The sequence below is a fragment of the Agromyces albus genome (genome assembly GCF_004134825.1).
In the GTDB taxonomy this organism is placed as follows: Bacteria; Actinomycetota; Actinomycetes; order Actinomycetales; family Microbacteriaceae; genus Agromyces; species Agromyces albus.
Map to the genome: position 1 here is coordinate 212,552 of NZ_SDPN01000001.1, position 15,549 is coordinate 228,100.

Sequence of the window (15,549 nt, forward strand, 5' to 3'; positions counted from 1 at the left end):
AAACCCCGCGTCCGTACGCTCGATCCTGTTGAGAACATCAACATTGAGAGTATCAACATTCGCCGCCCGACGACGTGCAGCATCCACACCCCACGACCGCTTGTCAGGAGGCGAACACCGTGCGTGCCGAGCCCGTCACACTGCTCCGCCAGGCCACGCTGATCGACGGCCGCGTCGCTGACGTCGCCATCGTCGGCGACACCGTGACCGACGTGCTCCCGGCGGGCACTGCGATTGTGACGGATGCCGCGAGCTCCGTCGACCTCACCGGCTACGTGCTGCTGCCGGCTGCGGCCGAACCGCATGCGCACCTCGACAAGGCGCTCACGTGGGACATGATCAACCCGCCCTTCGGCGACCTCGAGCGCGCGATCGCGAGCTTCCACGCATTCCAGGAGCATCTCTCCGAAGACGACATCTATAACAGGGCGCACGCGGCCGCGCTGAAGTTGCTGCGCGCGGGCACCACCGCGATCCGCAGCCACGTGAACATCCTCCCTGGCGACCGCCCGTATCGCGGCGTCGACGCCCTCGTTCGGCTCCGCGACGACCTCGCCGGCCTCGTCGACCTCGAGCTCGTCGCGCTCCCCCCGGTCGGCATGGACGACGAGACCATCGAGGGCGCGCTCGACCGCGGCCTCGATCTCGCGGGCGGCGCACCGCACCTCGCAGCCGACCCGCACGCAGAGGTACGGCGACTCGTCGCCATCGCCGACCGCCGCGGCATCGGCGTCGACCTGCACACCGACGAGTCGCTCGACGGACCCATGACGATGCGCGAGTTCGCGCGCATCGTGCGCGAGTGGCCCGAGCACCTCGTGCGCACAGCGGGTCACAGCGTGCGTCTCGGCACGCTGCCCGCAGAGGAGCTCGCCGTGGTCATCGCCGAGCTCATCGAAGCCGGAATCGGCGTCGTGAGCCTGCCGATCACGAACCTCTACCTGCAGGGCCGGCGGCATCCCGTCTCCACGCCGCGCGGGCTCACGGCACTCCGCTCACTCATCGACGCGGGTGCCATCGTCGGCGCAGGCGCCGACAACGTGCGCGACCCGTTCAACCCGCTCGGCCGCAGTGATGCGCTCGAGACGGCAGCCCTCTTGGTCATCGCCGGGCACCTCGACCTCGAAGACTCCTGGCACCTCGTCTCGAACGGCGCCCGTGCGGTGATGCGGATGCCCCCCGCCGACGCCGTGCCGGGCGCGGCAGCCGAGTTCGTGGCGGTGCGCGGGGCGAGCCTCGGCGAAGTCATCGCCGAGGCATCCGCCGAACGCATCGTCATCCACGCGGGCCACGTCGTGGCCCGCAGCACCGTCGACCACCAGATCGCCGAGCCGGCACCACAGCCGGCCGGACTCCTCATCGGAAAGGGGTGAGTCACGCATGGCCATGACCGACAGCGAACTCGCGACCACGTCGACTCTGCTCGACTTCCAGAATGTGCAGCTCACGTACCCGAACGGGACCATCGCGCTCTCGGGTGTCGACCTCACCGTCAAGCGCGGCGAGTTCGTCACCGTCGTCGGCCCCTCGGGCTGCGGCAAGAGCACGCTGCTGCGCATCGCATCCGGGCTCGAGTCCTCATCGGAGGGCATCTCGACCGTCAATACGAAGCGTGTCGGCTACGTCTTCCAGGATGCCACGCTGCTGCCGTGGCGGAACGTGCGGGCGAACGTCGAGCTGCTCGCCGAACTGCAGTGGGAGACGCAAGCCGTGCGCCGCGAGAAGGCGCAGAAGGCCATCGATCTCGTGGGGCTCACGGGCTTCGAGAAGCACCTGCCGCGCCAGCTCTCGGGCGGCATGCGCATGCGCACGTCACTTGCGCGCTCGCTCACCCTCGACCCCGAACTATTCCTCTTCGACGAGCCGTTCGGGGCGCTCGACGAGATCACCCGCGAGTACCTGAACGACGAACTCCTGAAGCTCTTCGTCGAGCAGCAGTTCGCGGGCCTCTTCATCACCCACTCGGTCTCCGAGGCCGTGTACCTCTCCACGAAGGTCATGGTCATGTCGGGTCGCCCCGGACGCATCGTCGACACATTCGACGTACCGTTCCCGATGCCGCGCGACCCCGACATCCGCTATACCGGCGAGTTCGCCGCCCTCGTCGGCGAGGTCTCGCATGCACTCCGAGAGGGGCACGGCGCATGAGCACCGAACGCGTCGTCAATGACGGCATCGACACGGCCGAGGCGACCCGAGACCTCATGGGCGCCGAGCGGCAGGCTCTCGAGCATCACGACACCGAACTGGAGATCGCGCCGACCACGGCCGCCGCGGTGCCGCTGAAGCGTCGCGGCTCTCGTGGCGGCATCGCGAACTGGGGGCCCCCGGTCGCCGTCGCCGTCCTCATCGTGGGCCTCTGGTACTTCGTCGGCTCGGTGGTCCTCGAGCCCTCGAAGTCCTACCTGCTGCCGCCGCCGCATGAGGTCTTCGCGGTCTACTTCAACCCGAAAGTCGCGCCCGACATGTACGAGGCGCTCTGGAACACGGCGGTCGTGGCCCTCGGCGGGCTCTTCATCGCGATCGTGCTCGGCATCGTCTGGGCCGTCGCGATGAACCAGGCGAAGTGGATCGAGCGCTCGCTCTACCCCTACGCGGTCATCCTGCAGACGATCCCGATCCTCGCCCTCGTGCCGCTCATCGGTTTCTGGTTCGGCTTCGACTTCGCAGCGCGCGTCATCGTGGCGATCCTCATCGCGCTCTTCCCGATGGTCTCGAACACGCTCTTCGGCCTGCAGTCGGTCGACGCCGCCCAGCGCGAGCTCTTCACGCTGCAGCGGTCGAGCCGGTGGATCGTGCTGAAGAAGCTGCAGTTCCCCGCCGCGCTTCCGGCGATCTTCGCGGGCATGCGCATCTCCGCCGGCCTCGCGGTGGTCGGCGCGATCGTCGGCGACTTCTTCTTCCAGCGCGGCACGCCGGGAATCGGCGCGCTCATCTCGAAGTACCAGGCGCGCCTGAACGCCGAGCCCCTCTTCGCGGCGATCATTCTCGCCTCGCTCTTCGGCGTCGTCGTTTTCTGGTTCTTCGGCTGGTTCGGCAAGCGAGTCGTCGGCAAGTGGTACGACTTCGCCTGACCCCCTCCCCCAGCAGTACTCCACGACATCACCCCGCACCACCGGCACCCGCCACAGCACCCCCACCACAGAGGAGATCCCATGCGCACCACCACCACGCGCGCGGTCGCGGTCGCCGGCTTCATGGCCGGCGGCCTCGCCCTCGCGGCCTGCAGCAGCTCCGCGAGCGGCGATACCGCCGACGCACCCCACCTGGAGATCGGCTCCGTCGACCTCGCGGCAGCCGGCTGCCCCGCCGACATCAAGATCCAGACCGACTGGAACCCCGAGGCCGAGCACGGCCACCTGTACGAACTCGTCGGCGACGACTATACGATCGACGACTCGATCAAGTCGGTCACCGGGCCGCTCATGGCAAGCGGCGAGTACACGGGCGTCGACGTCACGATCCTGGCCGGAGGCCCCGCCACCGGGTTCACCCAGCCGAACGCGCAGATGTACGACGACGACTCCATCTTCCTGGCGTACGTCGGCACCGACGAGTCCATCGCGCACGCGAGCGACCTGCCGACCGTGGGCGTGTTCGCACCCCTTGAGAAGGACCCGCAGATGATCATGTGGGACCCCGAGACACTCCCCGACGTGACGAGCATCGCCGACCTCGGCACCGAGGGCACGACGATCCGCGTCTTCCCCGGCGGCACGTACGTCGACTACTTCGTCGGCGCCGGCATCCTGCAGGCCGACCAGGTGGACGCGACGTACGACGGCAGCCCCGCCGTCTTCGTCTCCGAGGGGGGCACCGTCGCACAGCAGGGCTTCGCCTCGGCCGAGCCGTACATCTACCAGAACGAGATCACGGAGTGGGGCAAGCCCGTCGAGTACGAGCTCATCAACGACGCCGGCTACCCGAAGTACGCCGCCGTGCTCTCGCTCAAGCCCGAGGCCGTCACCGAGTACGCCGACTGCCTCACCGAGCTCGTGCCGGTGCTGCAACAGGCGGAGATCGACTTCTTCGCGAGCCCCGACGCGACGAACGAGCTCATCCTCGAGCTCATCGACGCGTACGACACCGGATGGCTCTACTCGCAAGAGGTCGCCGACTTCTCGGTCGAGACCATGAAGAGGGAGCTCGTCGGCAACGGCCCCGACGACATCCTGGGCAACCTCGACCCCGCCCGGGTGCAGGAGCTCTTCGACATCGTCACGCCGATCTACGCCGAGCAGGGCTTCGAGGTGCCAGAAGACCTGACCGCCGAAGACCTCTACACCAATGAGTTCATCGACGAGTCGATCGGCTTCTAGCCGGCGAGCGGATGCCGCGCCGAGCTGCGACCCAGCTGCAGCGCGCGGCATCCGCACCCCCGTTTCCCACACCCGGAGGATCCCGAATGACCCCGACCACTCCCGACCTCGCCGGTCTCGTCGCCACGCTCACCGATCTGCTCGGCGAGCGCGGCGTGAGCGTCGACCTCGCGACGCGCGAGCGCGCGTCCGTCGACGGCTGCAAGCTCTCGCCGGTGATCTCGGCGAAGCTCCCCCTCGGACTCGCCGACGTCGTCGCCTACCCCACGTCTGCCGAACAGATCGCGCAGGTGGTCGCCGCCGCGGTGCGCCACGGCGTGTCGATCACCCCACGAGGCAAGGGAACCGGGAACTACGGGCAGGGCATCCCGATGTCGGGAGGCCTCGTGCTCGACATGAGCCGTGCGCGCACGATCGTCGAGGTCGGCGACGGGTTCGTCACGGCCGACGCGGGCGCCGTGCTGGCCATGATCGAGAACCAGGCGTGGTCGGCAGGCCAGCAGCTGCTGCTCTATCCGTCGACGGCGCAGAGCACGCTCGGCGGCTTCCTCTCGGGCGGCTCCGGCGGCACGGGCTCGATCGCCCACGGCGTCATCGCCGGCGGACCGTTCGTGGTCGCCCTCGACGTGGTGCACGCGACCGGCGACGCCGACCTCGTACACGTCGAGGGCGAGGCCGCGCAACCGTACCTGCACAATTACGGCACCGCCGGGATCATCGCGCGAGCGACCGTGCGACTCGAGCCCCTGCAGGAGTGGCGTGCGTTCTACGCGAGCTTCGACGACTTCTCGCAAGCGCTCTCGATCATCCGCCAGGTCGGCGATCTCGAGCCGACGCCGCGGCTGGTCTCAGCCGACCTTCCCACGCTCGCCGATGCCCTGCCGTCGAACACCGGCATCCCGAAGGGGCGGGCGAGCCTGCGGGCGATCCTCGACGCTCGGGCGGTTGCCGCGGCATCCGCGCTCGTCGAATCGGCCGGCGGCGTCGTCGAAGACGTGCGCGACGGCGCCCAGGAGGTCATGAGGCTGAGCATGATCTCGTACAACCATCCGATCGAGTGGCTGCAGAAGGCCTACCCCGGCACCTACTTCCACGTCGAGGTCGGCGGTGACGCCCTCGTCGAGCGCATCGACGAGGTGCACGCCGTCTACCCCGGCGGAATGCTGCACATCGAGGCGCAGAAGGGCCGGCCGATCGGCATGCTCGCGGGCGAGTATGAGAGTGAGGAGGCCGTCGTCGCCGGCTTTGCGACGCTCGCCGCGCTCGGCGTGAACACGCACAATCCGCACCAGTGGTATGTCGACGTCGAGATCGAGCGCACGCGCGAGCTGAAGGCCGAGACCGACCCGCGAGCGCTCCTGAACCCCGGCAAGCTCCCCGCCCCGGCTCCCACGACGGCCGTGAGCAATCCCCTCATGGTCAGCGGAACCACCGCATGAGCCGTCTACTCGAGGAGCTCTCGGGGCCGGCCGTCACCCGCACCCTCACGGCTGACTCCGTGCTCGTGCTGCCGACCGGGGCGATCGAGCATCACGGCGACCACCTCCCGCTCGCGACCGACCGCATCATGGCCGAGGCCGTCGCGACGGCCGCCGTCGAGCGCGCGGTTGCGCGTGGCGTCGACGCGTGGCTCCTGCATCCGCTCGCATATACCAAGTCCGACGAGCACAGCTGGGCGCCCGGCACGATGTGGCTCTCGGGCGAGACGCTCATGGCGACCCTCGTCGATCTCGGCCGGTCGGTCGCGATGACGCCCGCTCGGAGGCTCGTCTTCCTGAACGGCCACGGCGGCAACGTCGCCCTGCTGCAGGTCTCGCTCCGCACGCTGCGCCGGCGCTTCGGCCTGCAGACGTTCCTCATGGGCTTCCCCGTGCCCGCGGGCGACGGCGAGGTGGGCCCCGACGAGCTCGGGTACGGCATCCACGGCGGGCACGGCGAGACCTCGCTCATGCTCCACCTGCGACCCGATCTCGTCGACCTCGGCCGCGCCGAACGGCGGGTGCCCGACCACTTGGGCGCCCACCCGCGCATCGGGTTCCATTCGACGCCCGTGATCATGGGCTGGCTGAGCAACGACTTCCACCCAGACGGCGTGATCGGTGATCCGACCGGTGCGGATGCCACGCACGGGGCAGCGATCTTCGAGACCGCCGTCGAGGAGAGCGCACACTCGCTCGAGGAGATCGCGCGGTTCGACCCGGTGCCGCCGATCAGCAGAGCCGCTGGCGAACCGACCGGCGACATCCCCGGCGGGACGCGCCAAGCTTGAGGCATCCGGAGCATGGAGAGGGAACGCCCGCATGAGTGAACCTGAGCCCCGCCTTGTGACGATCACGAGCACGCAGGCGTTCGGCGAGGACCAGCCGAACCCCGACGAGACCCTGCCCGACCCGCTGGCCCTGCTCGGCGGGTGGCTGCCGGCGAACACCGATGAACTCCGGCCGCTGATGACGCTCGCGACGATCGATGCCGACGGCTACCCCGACTCGCGCAACGTGCTGCTCAGCGAGTTCGACGGCGAGGCGCTCTTCTTCCACACCGACGCCCGGAGCCGGAAGGCGAGCGAGCTCGCGGCGAACCCGCGCGTCTCGCTTACCTTCGTCTGGTCTGAACTCGGTCGGCAGCTCACCGTGGTGGGCGACGCGGAGCCCGCCTCCGCCGAGGAGGCCGCCGCCGTCTTCGCGTCCCGCTCCCGCTATCTGCAGCTCCTCGCCTGGTCGAACACCTCGGAGCTCGCCGAGCGCGGCGTCGCGGCGCGCCGGGAGGCGTGGGCCGCCTTCGCCGCGGAACACCCCGACGGCACGCTCGACGCACCCCCGACCTGGGTGGGGTTCCGAGTGACGCCGCGCCGCATCACGTTCTGGCGGGGCGACCTCGACGGCCCGAGCAACCGCGTCGAGTACACGCGATCTGGCGACGGCTGGAGCGCCGAACGCCTCCCCGGCTGACCCGGTGGTTGAGTAGCCCGCGGAGCAGGCGTATCGAAACCACCCCGACCCGTCGAACCGGAGCCAGCATGATCACTCCCGAAGCACCCGCACCTCTCGCCGGCCGACGCGCGATCGTCACCGGGGCTGCGCGAGGCATCGGCGCCGCCATCGCCTCCCGACTCGCGGCGTCGGGCGCACGGGTCGCAATCCTCGACCTCCTCGAGGAGTCGGGACGCGAGCACGCCGAGCGGATCGGAGGCGACTTCCACCACGTCGACCTCGGTGATGCCGACGACACGAAGCGTGCGGTCGGTGCGGCGATCGACGGGCTCGGCGGCATCGACGTGCTCGTGAACAACGCCGGCATCCTGCGGTTCGCGCCCCTGCTCGAGATCGACGTGTCCGAATGGGACCAGACGTTCGCCATCAACACCCGCTCGATGCTCGTCACCACGCAAACGGCGGCGCGGGCGATGATCGCGGCCGGGCACGGCGGCAAGATGATCAACCTGGCGAGCATGGCCGGCAAGGCCGGCGGGCAGGGCCATGCGCACTACGCGGCATCGAAGGCGGCGGTGATCGCGCTGACCCGCGTCACTGCGCTCGAACTTGGCCCGCACGGCATCACCGCCAACGCGCTCTGCCCCGGATACGTGCTCACTGAGATGGGAGCGGCGACCCGCACCGAAGCGGATGTCGCGGAGTGGGCGTCGTACTCGCCGCTCGGGCGCCTCGGCGTCGCCGACGACGTGGCCGGCGTCGCGCACTTCCTCGCGACCGACGACGCCGACTATCTCACCGGCCAGGCGTTCAACGTCACCGGCGGCATGATCATGCACTGAGCCGCGGGTTCGGTGGCCACCTGCGTGCCAAGCCGCGAGGCATCCTCACCATAAATGAAGCGGATGCCGCGCCATCCGCACGCCCGTGATCGCCCCCGAACGAGGGCCAGCCGAAGGATTCGTGCGCGCCCGCGCAATGGACCTGCGTCGTTCTCCACAGATCCCGCACAGCTCTTCCATAGCCGCCGAGCCGCAGGGCAGGATGCGATTTACGTCCGCCTATCGGCGGGCGCGTTTCATGCCCTGCGGTCACCTCCGCGGGGCTCTCGAGGGGAGAAGCATGACTGGAAGCACCACACGGGCGCGTCAGCGCTCGGTGGCCGTGATTCCCGTGCTCGCACTCGTCGCCGCCGGATTGGTGACGACGAGTACGACGGGAGCGGCCACGGCGCCATCGCAGGGGGCGGCGCCCGTGATCAGCGATTCCGAGCACTACATCAACTACGTGGAGCCTCGGGCCGAGCAGGCGTTCGGCACCGACCTCAAGGTCACCGAGGGCGGCCTCGGCGCGAAGCAGTTCGCGGCCGACGCGATCGAGAAGGCGACGGCGCTCGACCGCAAGTTCTCAGAGGGCAACCCGATCGCCGCACGCGGGCTCGCGAAGCTCGAGGCGAAGTCGATCGAGACGGGCGAGAGCCCGAAAGACCTGAAGAGCCGGTACAAGCAGGCGAAGTCGACTCAGGAGGCGAAGCTCCTCACGATCCTCGTCGAGTTCAGCGAAGCGGCGAACGACGACTTCTCCGGCGTGCAGGTTCCGACCGAGTTCGGAGCCACCGAGTGCAAACCAGGCGACGTGCAGAACGGCCCGCTCCACAACAACATCCCCGATCCGGCGAGCTACGACCGGCTCGACAACAATTCGATGTGGGTGCCCGACTTCTCGCCCGAGCACTTCGACAAGATGCTCTTCACCGATGAAGGCATCACCGACCGCGTGCGCACCGATCTCACCGGTCCCGACGGGCAGCCAGGCTTCGACATCTCCGGCTACACGATGAAGGCGATGTACGAAGAGATGTCGCACGGCGCCTACACCGTCTCCGGTGAGGCGACCCCGTGGGTCGAGGTTCCGCACTCCGAGGCCTACTACGGGGCGAGCGTCTGCTTCCTGAACGAAGAGGGCGTCTACGAGGCGGGCGCCGTTCAAGACATGCAGGGCCACCCCGACAACCCGCTGGGCCCGGGCCAGCTGCCGATCGACGCCGTCGAGGCGCTCGCGGCGGCGCAGCCCGACTTCCCGTGGGCCGATTACGACATCGAGGACCAGGGCGACCGCGACGGCGACCTCGACTTCAACGAGCCCGACGGCGTCATCGACCACGTCGTGCTCGTGCACGCCGGTGAAGACAAGTCGGGCGGCGGCGGCGCCGAGGGCACCAACGCCATCTGGGCCCACTCGTCGACCGTCATCGGCGGCGCGGAGATCCCCGGCACCGACCTCACGCTCTCGAACTACATCGTGCAGCCCGAGGACTCGGGCGTCGGCGTGTTCGCCCATGAGTACGGTCACGACCTCGGCCTGCCCGATCTCTATGACACAACGGGTGCCGGCGACTCCGACATCGACTTCTGGGATCTCATGTCGTCGGGTTCGCACGCCGGCCCGATCTTCCAGTCGATGCCGACGCACATGGGCCTCTGGGACAAGTGGGTGCTCGGCTGGGCCGACCCCGTGCAGCTCAACGCCGGCGACGACGCCACGACCGTGAAGGTCGGCCAGAACTCGCGCCCGCTCAAGGGCACCGCCGACGGCGTGAAGGTCAACCTGCCCGACAAGGTCGTGACGCTCGCCGAGCCGCACAGCGGCGAGAACATGTGGGCCACCGGAGCCGACCAGGACTGGGCCGACGTGCGCCTGAGCCGCAGCCTCGGCACCGTTCCCGCCGACGCGAAGTTCTGGATGTACAACGACTACGTCATCGAGGAGGAATGGGACTACGGCTTCGTCGAGGTCTCGACCGACGGCGGTGCGACGTGGACCGAGGTCAAGGTCTACGACGAGGCCGGCGCCGAGGTGACCACGCCCGACGGCTACACCGACCCGAACGGCCGCATGGTCGACTTCGGCAACAAGAAGTACGGGCTCACGGGAAGCACCGGAGGATGGCAGCACCAGTACGCCGACCTCTCGGCCTTCGCCGGCCAGTCGGTCGACGTGCGCTTGCGCTACGCGACCGATGAGGCGTTCCTCGAGCGTGGCTGGTTCGCCGACGACTTCTCGCTCACGAGCGGCGCCGCGACCGTCTGGAGCGACGACGTCGAGAGCGGCGACGCCGGGTGGACCCCCGAGGTCGCGTCGTTCACGGACACGACCGGTGAGGGCTGGCACATCGACACGGGCACCTCGACGCAGGCGCAGTACTACCTCGTCGAGTGGCGCAACTTCGATGGCTTCGACGAGGGACTGAAGTACGCCTACGACACTGTATACAGCGACGGCGCGTGGAAGGTCGACAAGATGCAGTACAACGCGCCCGGCGCGCTCGTCTGGTATCGCGATACCACCTACGGCAACGCGAACCACGTGCAGAGCAATCTCACGTCGATGCCGAGCGGCGGTGCGAAGGGCGGCCTGCTCATCGTCGACAGCCACTTCGATCCGCTGCGCCGCACCGGCGAGGCGGCGTCCGCCGACCCGAGCGTGCTGAAGAACATGCCGTCGAGGGCGCAGTCCTCGGATGCCGCGTTCGGCGTGCGTGACACGTATCCGTTCACCGAGTGCTTCACCGATGCGGCGTTCACGGAGTACTGCACCGACGTGCCGGCCCGAGCGGGAGTGAGCACCTTCACCGACAGCCAGGGCTGGGTTCCGGGGCTCGAGTACGTGCAGACCGGCGACCCCGAGGTCGACGGCTTCTACTGGCGCTACGCCGACGGTTCGACGGTCGTTCCGTCGAAGGGCAACGCTCCGTACACGACTCGGATCGTGGATTCCGCCGGCAGCCCGCTCGAGAGCCTCTTCGGGCTCGACTTCGGGTTCACGGTGACCGGCACCGGCAACCCCGGTGATGCCGGCGTCGGCTTCGGCACCGTCATCGAGGTCGCCAAGACGCTCGACGGCAACCGCTCCGCGCTCATCCGCGTCACCCCGCCGAGCGCGGAGTAGACGCACCACCGCACCACCGCACCACCGCACTACCGCAACACCGGCGAGGCGTCGGCCCCTTCTCGGGACCGGCGCCTCGCCAGTACGGAGCCGACTCGTCCAAGCAATTCGGGGAGACAGCGCCTCGCCGCAACCGGCCCGATACGACCGCTCCATGGTGAGGCTGGCCTCACCAATACACTGTGCTGGAGGACACGAGGCGAGGGGGGCGCGTGGGCGACGCAGGCACGCCGCTCACCCGTGAGCGCGAGCTCACCGGGCGGGTCGCGCTGTGCCTGCCGAACGGTCAGCTCAATCGCGAATCGGTGGGCTGGACGCGGCATCCGCTGCACGATACCTCGGGCATCGGCCGTGGCCGCGTCGGCCGTGGCCGCAACAAGCGGTGGGAATACTGGGTGTTCACCTCGCCGACCGCAATCGCATCACTCACGATCGCGATGCTCGACTACGTCGCCACGTGCGAGATGTGGGTTCTCGACCGCCGCACGCTCGAATTCGTCGACGGCGGCGCGACCATGCCGCTCTCGCGGGGCGCGTCGCTGCCGCCATCGCACGGCGCCGGCCCTGCCACCGCGAACATGCCCGGCATCGAGGCGGCGATCTTCGAGGAGCACGGCAGCACGCGAATCCGCGCGGCGAGCGCACGCGTCACGATCGACGTGCTCGCAGAGCGGCCCAAAGGCCATGAGTCGCTCGGCGTCGTGGTGCCGTGGAGCGACCGCAGATTCCAGTACAGAGTGAAGGATGTCGCACGCCCCGCCCGCGGCACCGTGACCCTCGATGGCACGAGCCATGATCTCCCGGCAGGTGAGAGCTGGGCGGTGCTCGACCACGCTCGTGGTCGCTGGCCGTATCGCATGACGGCGAACTGGGGTGCAGCGTCCGGCATCGAGCGCGGCCGCCGGCTCGGCCTGCAGCTCGCCGGCGGCGCCTCGGACGGCACCGGCTCGACCGAGAACGCGGTCTCGCTCGACGGCCGCCTGCACAAACTCGGCGAGGAGCTCGAGTGGCGCTTCGATCCCGAGGACTGGCTCGCGCCGTGGTCGATCAGGAGCCGCCATATCGACTTGCGCTTCGAGCCGTTCTACGAGCGATCGTCGCGGACCGCGCTCGGCGTGATCCATTCCGAGACTCACCAGTGCTTCGGCACGTATCGCGGCACGGTCACCACTGACGCCGGCGAGATCATCCCCGTCGAGTCGTTGTTCGGGTGGGCCGAGTTCGTGCGCAACCGCTGGTAGCCGGCGATCGCCCCCCAGGCTCGGCTCAGGTGTTCCCCACAGCCGCGGTGCCGACGAGCCCGTCGAGCAAGCGGTCGATTCCCCACGCGAACTCGTCGTCGGCTCCCGCGGCGAGCGCGAGATGCGCGGTCGCCTCGGTGAGCGGGTAGCGCGAGGCATCCGTCCAGAGGGGGCCGGATGTCGCGCGGCCGGCACCCTCGGCGGCACCCGTTTCAGCCACCCGCCCGGCGCGCTCCGCCGCTTCGAGGGCGCTCACCCCGAGCACGTGCGCCTTCACTGCCGCGGCGGCCCGCGCGGCGTCGTCGACCGGCAGGCCCGCCTCGACGAACAAGCGGATGAGCGCCTCGCCGAGGGCGAGGGCGTGCGGTCCGTCGAGCGGCCCGCTCGTGACGAGCACCATGGCGCCGGCATGCTCGGCGAGCCTCGCCCGCACGGCGAGCGCGAGGGCGTGCACGCGGTCGCGCCATCCGCTCGACGAATCGGATGCCGCAGCCACGTCGACGCCCGCGAGGAGCTCTTCGACCATGGCCCGCATGAGCGCGTTCTTCGACGGGAAGTACGTGTAGATCGCGGTGGGCGTGAGGCCGAGCGCCGCCGCCACGCCCCGCACGGAGACCCCGGCGAAGCCCTTCTGCTCGAGGATCTCGAACGCCGCGTCGACGATGTCGACCTGGCTGACGCTGCGCCTCGGTCCGGGTCTCATGGTGCTCCTCGGGGTCAGCCACCCACGCTAACGCACGCCGCGGAGGAGCCCGTTCCTCGGGAGTGACCGAATTCGGTCACTCCCACGCGATCCGGTCACTCCACCGCGCGGGAGGCGAGCGTGAGAGGAGACGCTCAGCCGAGACGCCTGAGGAACGTGAGCGCGGAGCGGTCCTCGACGATGAGCGGATGCAGCGCCGCGTTGAACACCGCCCCGTAGGGCCCCGCGAGGTGGGCGGCGAACGCCTCCCGGTCGCGATAGGCCTCCGTCACGACGAAGCGGAAGCCCACGGGTGCGGGACTCGTCGCGACCGCAGCCCCGGCAGGAGCGGGGGCGACGCGGTGCGGCGTGAACTCGAGGCATCCGGGCTCGTTGCGCACCTCGGCCGTGAGCGCGAGGAGGAGGCGCTCTACCTCCTCCTCGCGGCCGGGGAGCGCCGTGAACTCGGCGACGAGTTCGACGACGCCGTCGGGTTTCGGCGAGCTCACACGCGGGCCGCGCCGGTCATGATCGCGACCGCGTCGGTCATCGAGTGCGACTCGGGCGTGATCGTGGCTGCGCGCTTGCCGAGCCGCTGGATGTGGATGCGGTCGGCCACCTCGAACACCTGCGGCATGTTGTGCGAGATGAGGATGACGGGGATGCCGCGATCGCGCAGGTTCTTGATGAGCTCGAGCACCTGCTGCGACTCGCGCACGCCGAGCGCCGCCGTCGGCTCGTCGAGCACGACGACCTTCGACCCGAACGCCGCGGCACGTGCGACGGCGACGGCCTGGCGCTGCCCGCCCGAGAGGTTCTCGACGGCCACCGTGACATCCTGCAGCGTCGAGATGCCGAGCTCCTTGAGCTCGTCCTTCGCCCGCTGCCGCATGCCCTTCTGGTCGACCATGCGGAAGACCGAGCCGAGGATGCCCTTCTTGCGCACCTCGCGACCGAGGAAGAGGTTCGCGGCCACGTCGAGCGCGGGCGAGACGGCGAGGTTCTGGTACACCGTCTCGATGCCGGCGGCGTGCGCGTCCTGCGGACGCTTGAAGTGCACCGGCTTGCCGTCGAGGAAGATCTCGCCCTCGTCGGGGATCTCGGCGCCCGTGAGGCACTTGATGAGCGTCGACTTGCCGGCGCCGTTGTCGCCGATGATGGCGAGCACCTCGCCGGGGTAGAGCTCGAGGCTCACTCCGTCGAGGCCGACGACGCGGCCGAACGTCTTCACGAGGCGCTTGGCACGGAGGATCGGCGTGCGGCCATCGGATTCCGCGGCAGCCGCCGCTCCGGCAGCGGTGGTGTCGGTGGTGTCGGTCATTTGCGTACCTTTCGAATCCACTGGTCGACGGAGACGGCCACGACGATGAGCACACCGACGGCGAACGTCTGCCAGAGCACGTCGAGCCCTGCGAGCGAGAGCCCGTTGCGGAAGATGCCGACGATGAGGGCGCCGAGGAGGGTGCCCCACACGGTGCCACGACCGCCGAAGAGGCTCGTGCCGCCGATCACGACGGCGGTGATCGAGTCGAGGTTGAGGTCGGCGCCGGCGTTCGGCGACGCGGCGTTCGTGCGCCCGATCTGGATCCAGGCGCCGATCACGAGGATCGCGCCGGCCGCGAGGTAGACGCTCATGAGCACCCGGTTGACGCTGATGCCCGCGAGTCGCGCCGCCTCGGGGTCGTCGCCGACGGCGTAGACGTGCCGGCCCCAAGCGGTCTTCTGCAGGATGAACGCGAGCACGACGTAGAGGATCAGCATCATGAGCACGCCGATCGTGATGTTCACGCCGCCGAGGTTGAACGTCGCCCCCATCGCGGTGAGGAGGTCGGGCATCTCGCCGCCACGAACGGTCGCGCCGCTGGAGTAGAGCAGCGTGAGCGCGACGAAGATGTTGAGCGTGCCGAGGGTCACGATGAACGGCGGCAGCTTGAGGCGCGTGACGAGGAAGCCGTTGAGGGCGCCCGCGCCGAGCCCGACGACGAGGCCGAGGAAGAGGCCGAGGATGGCCGGCACGCCCATGTGCACCGTGGTCTGGGCGACCACCATCGAGCTGAGCACCATGACGGCTCCGACCGACAGGTCGATGCCCGCGGTGAGGATGATGAGGGTCTGCGCGAGCGCGAGCGTGCCGACCACGGCGACCTGCTGCGTGATCAGCGAGAGGTTGGCCGGGTTCAGGAAGCGGTCGTTGAGCAACCCGAACACGATCACGGCGAGCACGAGCACGATGGCCGGGCTGAGAGCGGGGTAGCGATGCAGGGTATTGCGGATGCGGCTGAGCGGCGTGCTGCGGTCGAGGAACTCCTCGGCCAGATCGAGCGCCGAGGTCGGCGGCTCTGTGGTTTGCTGACTCACGTTGATTCTCCGATTTCTCAGGGTGAGGCGGTGCGGATCGGGCGGATGACGGATACCTCGGCCCGGGACGG

14 protein-coding genes are annotated in these 15,549 nt (G+C 69.3%); 10 read left to right on the top strand and 4 right to left on the bottom strand.

Annotated features, from left to right (window positions below; all coding sequences use genetic code 11):
• The first annotated feature begins 119 nt into the window (after nt 1–119).
• The 10 genes from ESP51_RS01070 (at nt 120) to ESP51_RS01115 (ending at nt 12,438) form a co-directional block, all read left to right on the top strand.
• Nucleotides 120–1,373: an amidohydrolase family protein gene (locus ESP51_RS01070; protein ID WP_129519021.1), complete on the top strand. Its 1,254-nt coding sequence runs from the start codon at nt 120–122 to the stop codon at nt 1,371–1,373.
• A gap of 7 nt (nt 1,374–1,380) precedes the next feature.
• Nucleotides 1,381–2,148, top strand: a complete 768-nt coding sequence (locus tag ESP51_RS01075; protein WP_129519022.1) for an ABC transporter ATP-binding protein — start codon at nt 1,381–1,383, stop codon at nt 2,146–2,148.
• Nucleotides 2,145–3,074, top strand: coding sequence for an ABC transporter permease (locus ESP51_RS01080; RefSeq protein WP_241842909.1), 930 nt, complete (start codon nt 2,145–2,147; stop codon nt 3,072–3,074). Before ESP51_RS01075 ends, ESP51_RS01080 begins: the two co-directional genes overlap by 4 nt.
• 81 nt (nt 3,075–3,155) lie before the next feature.
• Complete coding sequence (locus ESP51_RS01085; RefSeq protein ID WP_129519023.1) at nt 3,156–4,319, top strand: ABC transporter substrate-binding protein; 1,164 nt, start codon at nt 3,156–3,158, stop codon at nt 4,317–4,319.
• A gap of 86 nt (nt 4,320–4,405) precedes the next feature.
• Nucleotides 4,406–5,758 (top strand): FAD-binding oxidoreductase, encoded by a 1,353-nt coding sequence (locus tag ESP51_RS01090; RefSeq protein WP_129519024.1) that lies wholly within the window; start codon nt 4,406–4,408, stop codon nt 5,756–5,758.
• Nucleotides 5,755–6,588: a creatininase family protein gene (locus tag ESP51_RS01095; protein WP_129519025.1), complete on the top strand. Its 834-nt coding sequence runs from the start codon at nt 5,755–5,757 to the stop codon at nt 6,586–6,588. The genes ESP51_RS01090 and ESP51_RS01095 overlap by 4 nt, the downstream gene beginning before the upstream one ends.
• A 31-nt stretch (nt 6,589–6,619) precedes the next feature.
• A complete protein-coding gene (locus ESP51_RS01100) occupies nt 6,620–7,267 on the top strand; it encodes a pyridoxine/pyridoxamine 5'-phosphate oxidase (protein ID WP_129519026.1) in 648 nt (215 codons plus the stop codon).
• A gap of 68 nt (nt 7,268–7,335) precedes the next feature.
• Nucleotides 7,336–8,091: an SDR family NAD(P)-dependent oxidoreductase gene (locus ESP51_RS01105; RefSeq protein ID WP_129519027.1), complete on the top strand. Its 756-nt coding sequence runs from the start codon at nt 7,336–7,338 to the stop codon at nt 8,089–8,091.
• Between the two features lie 280 nt (nt 8,092–8,371).
• Complete coding sequence (locus ESP51_RS01110; RefSeq protein WP_129519028.1) at nt 8,372–11,197, top strand: immune inhibitor A domain-containing protein; 2,826 nt, start codon at nt 8,372–8,374, stop codon at nt 11,195–11,197.
• 212 nt (nt 11,198–11,409) lie between these two features.
• A complete protein-coding gene (locus tag ESP51_RS01115) occupies nt 11,410–12,438 on the top strand; it encodes a DUF2804 domain-containing protein (RefSeq protein WP_129519029.1) in 1,029 nt (342 codons plus the stop codon).
• A 25-nt stretch (nt 12,439–12,463) separates the two neighbouring features.
• Here ESP51_RS01115 and ESP51_RS01120 read toward each other — a convergent pair whose 3' ends face one another.
• The 4 genes from ESP51_RS01120 to ESP51_RS01135 all read right to left on the bottom strand — a co-directional run bounded on the left by ESP51_RS01120 (nt 12,464) and on the right by ESP51_RS01135 (nt 15,478).
• Nucleotides 12,464–13,141, bottom strand: coding sequence for a TetR/AcrR family transcriptional regulator (locus tag ESP51_RS01120; protein ID WP_129519030.1), 678 nt, complete (start codon nt 13,139–13,141; stop codon nt 12,464–12,466).
• Nucleotides 13,142–13,275: 134 nt separating this feature from the next.
• A complete protein-coding gene (locus ESP51_RS01125; protein ID WP_129519031.1) occupies nt 13,276–13,629 on the bottom strand; it encodes a putative quinol monooxygenase in 354 nt (117 codons plus the stop codon).
• Entirely contained in the window at nt 13,626–14,441 is an 816-nt protein-coding gene (locus tag ESP51_RS01130; RefSeq protein ID WP_206737142.1) for an ATP-binding cassette domain-containing protein, read from the bottom strand. Before ESP51_RS01130 ends, ESP51_RS01125 begins: the two co-directional genes overlap by 4 nt.
• Nucleotides 14,438–15,478 carry an ABC transporter permease gene (locus ESP51_RS01135; RefSeq protein ID WP_129519032.1) on the bottom strand — a complete coding sequence of 347 codons (1,041 nt, stop codon included), beginning with the start codon at nt 15,476–15,478 and terminating at the stop codon, nt 14,438–14,440. Before ESP51_RS01135 ends, ESP51_RS01130 begins: the two co-directional genes overlap by 4 nt.
• Nucleotides 15,479–15,549: the final 71 nt, after the last annotated feature.

Coding starts and splice junctions, on each gene's coding strand:
- ESP51_RS01075 (WP_129519022.1), top strand. CDS start 1,381: ATGGCCATGACCGACAGCGAACTCGCGACCACGTCGACTCTGCTCGAC.
- ESP51_RS01080 (WP_241842909.1), top strand. CDS start 2,145: ATGAGCACCGAACGCGTCGTCAATGACGGCATCGACACGGCCGAGGCG.
- ESP51_RS01085 (WP_129519023.1), top strand. CDS start 3,156: ATGCGCACCACCACCACGCGCGCGGTCGCGGTCGCCGGCTTCATGGCC.
- ESP51_RS01090 (WP_129519024.1), top strand. CDS start 4,406: ATGACCCCGACCACTCCCGACCTCGCCGGTCTCGTCGCCACGCTCACC.
- ESP51_RS01095 (WP_129519025.1), top strand. CDS start 5,755: ATGAGCCGTCTACTCGAGGAGCTCTCGGGGCCGGCCGTCACCCGCACC.
- ESP51_RS01100 (WP_129519026.1), top strand. CDS start 6,620: ATGAGTGAACCTGAGCCCCGCCTTGTGACGATCACGAGCACGCAGGCG.
- ESP51_RS01105 (WP_129519027.1), top strand. CDS start 7,336: ATGATCACTCCCGAAGCACCCGCACCTCTCGCCGGCCGACGCGCGATC.
- ESP51_RS01110 (WP_129519028.1), top strand. CDS start 8,372: ATGACTGGAAGCACCACACGGGCGCGTCAGCGCTCGGTGGCCGTGATT.
- ESP51_RS01120 (WP_129519030.1), bottom strand. CDS start 13,141: ATGAGACCCGGACCGAGGCGCAGCGTCAGCCAGGTCGACATCGTCGAC.
- ESP51_RS01130 (WP_206737142.1), bottom strand. CDS start 14,441: ATGACCGACACCACCGACACCACCGCTGCCGGAGCGGCGGCTGCCGCG.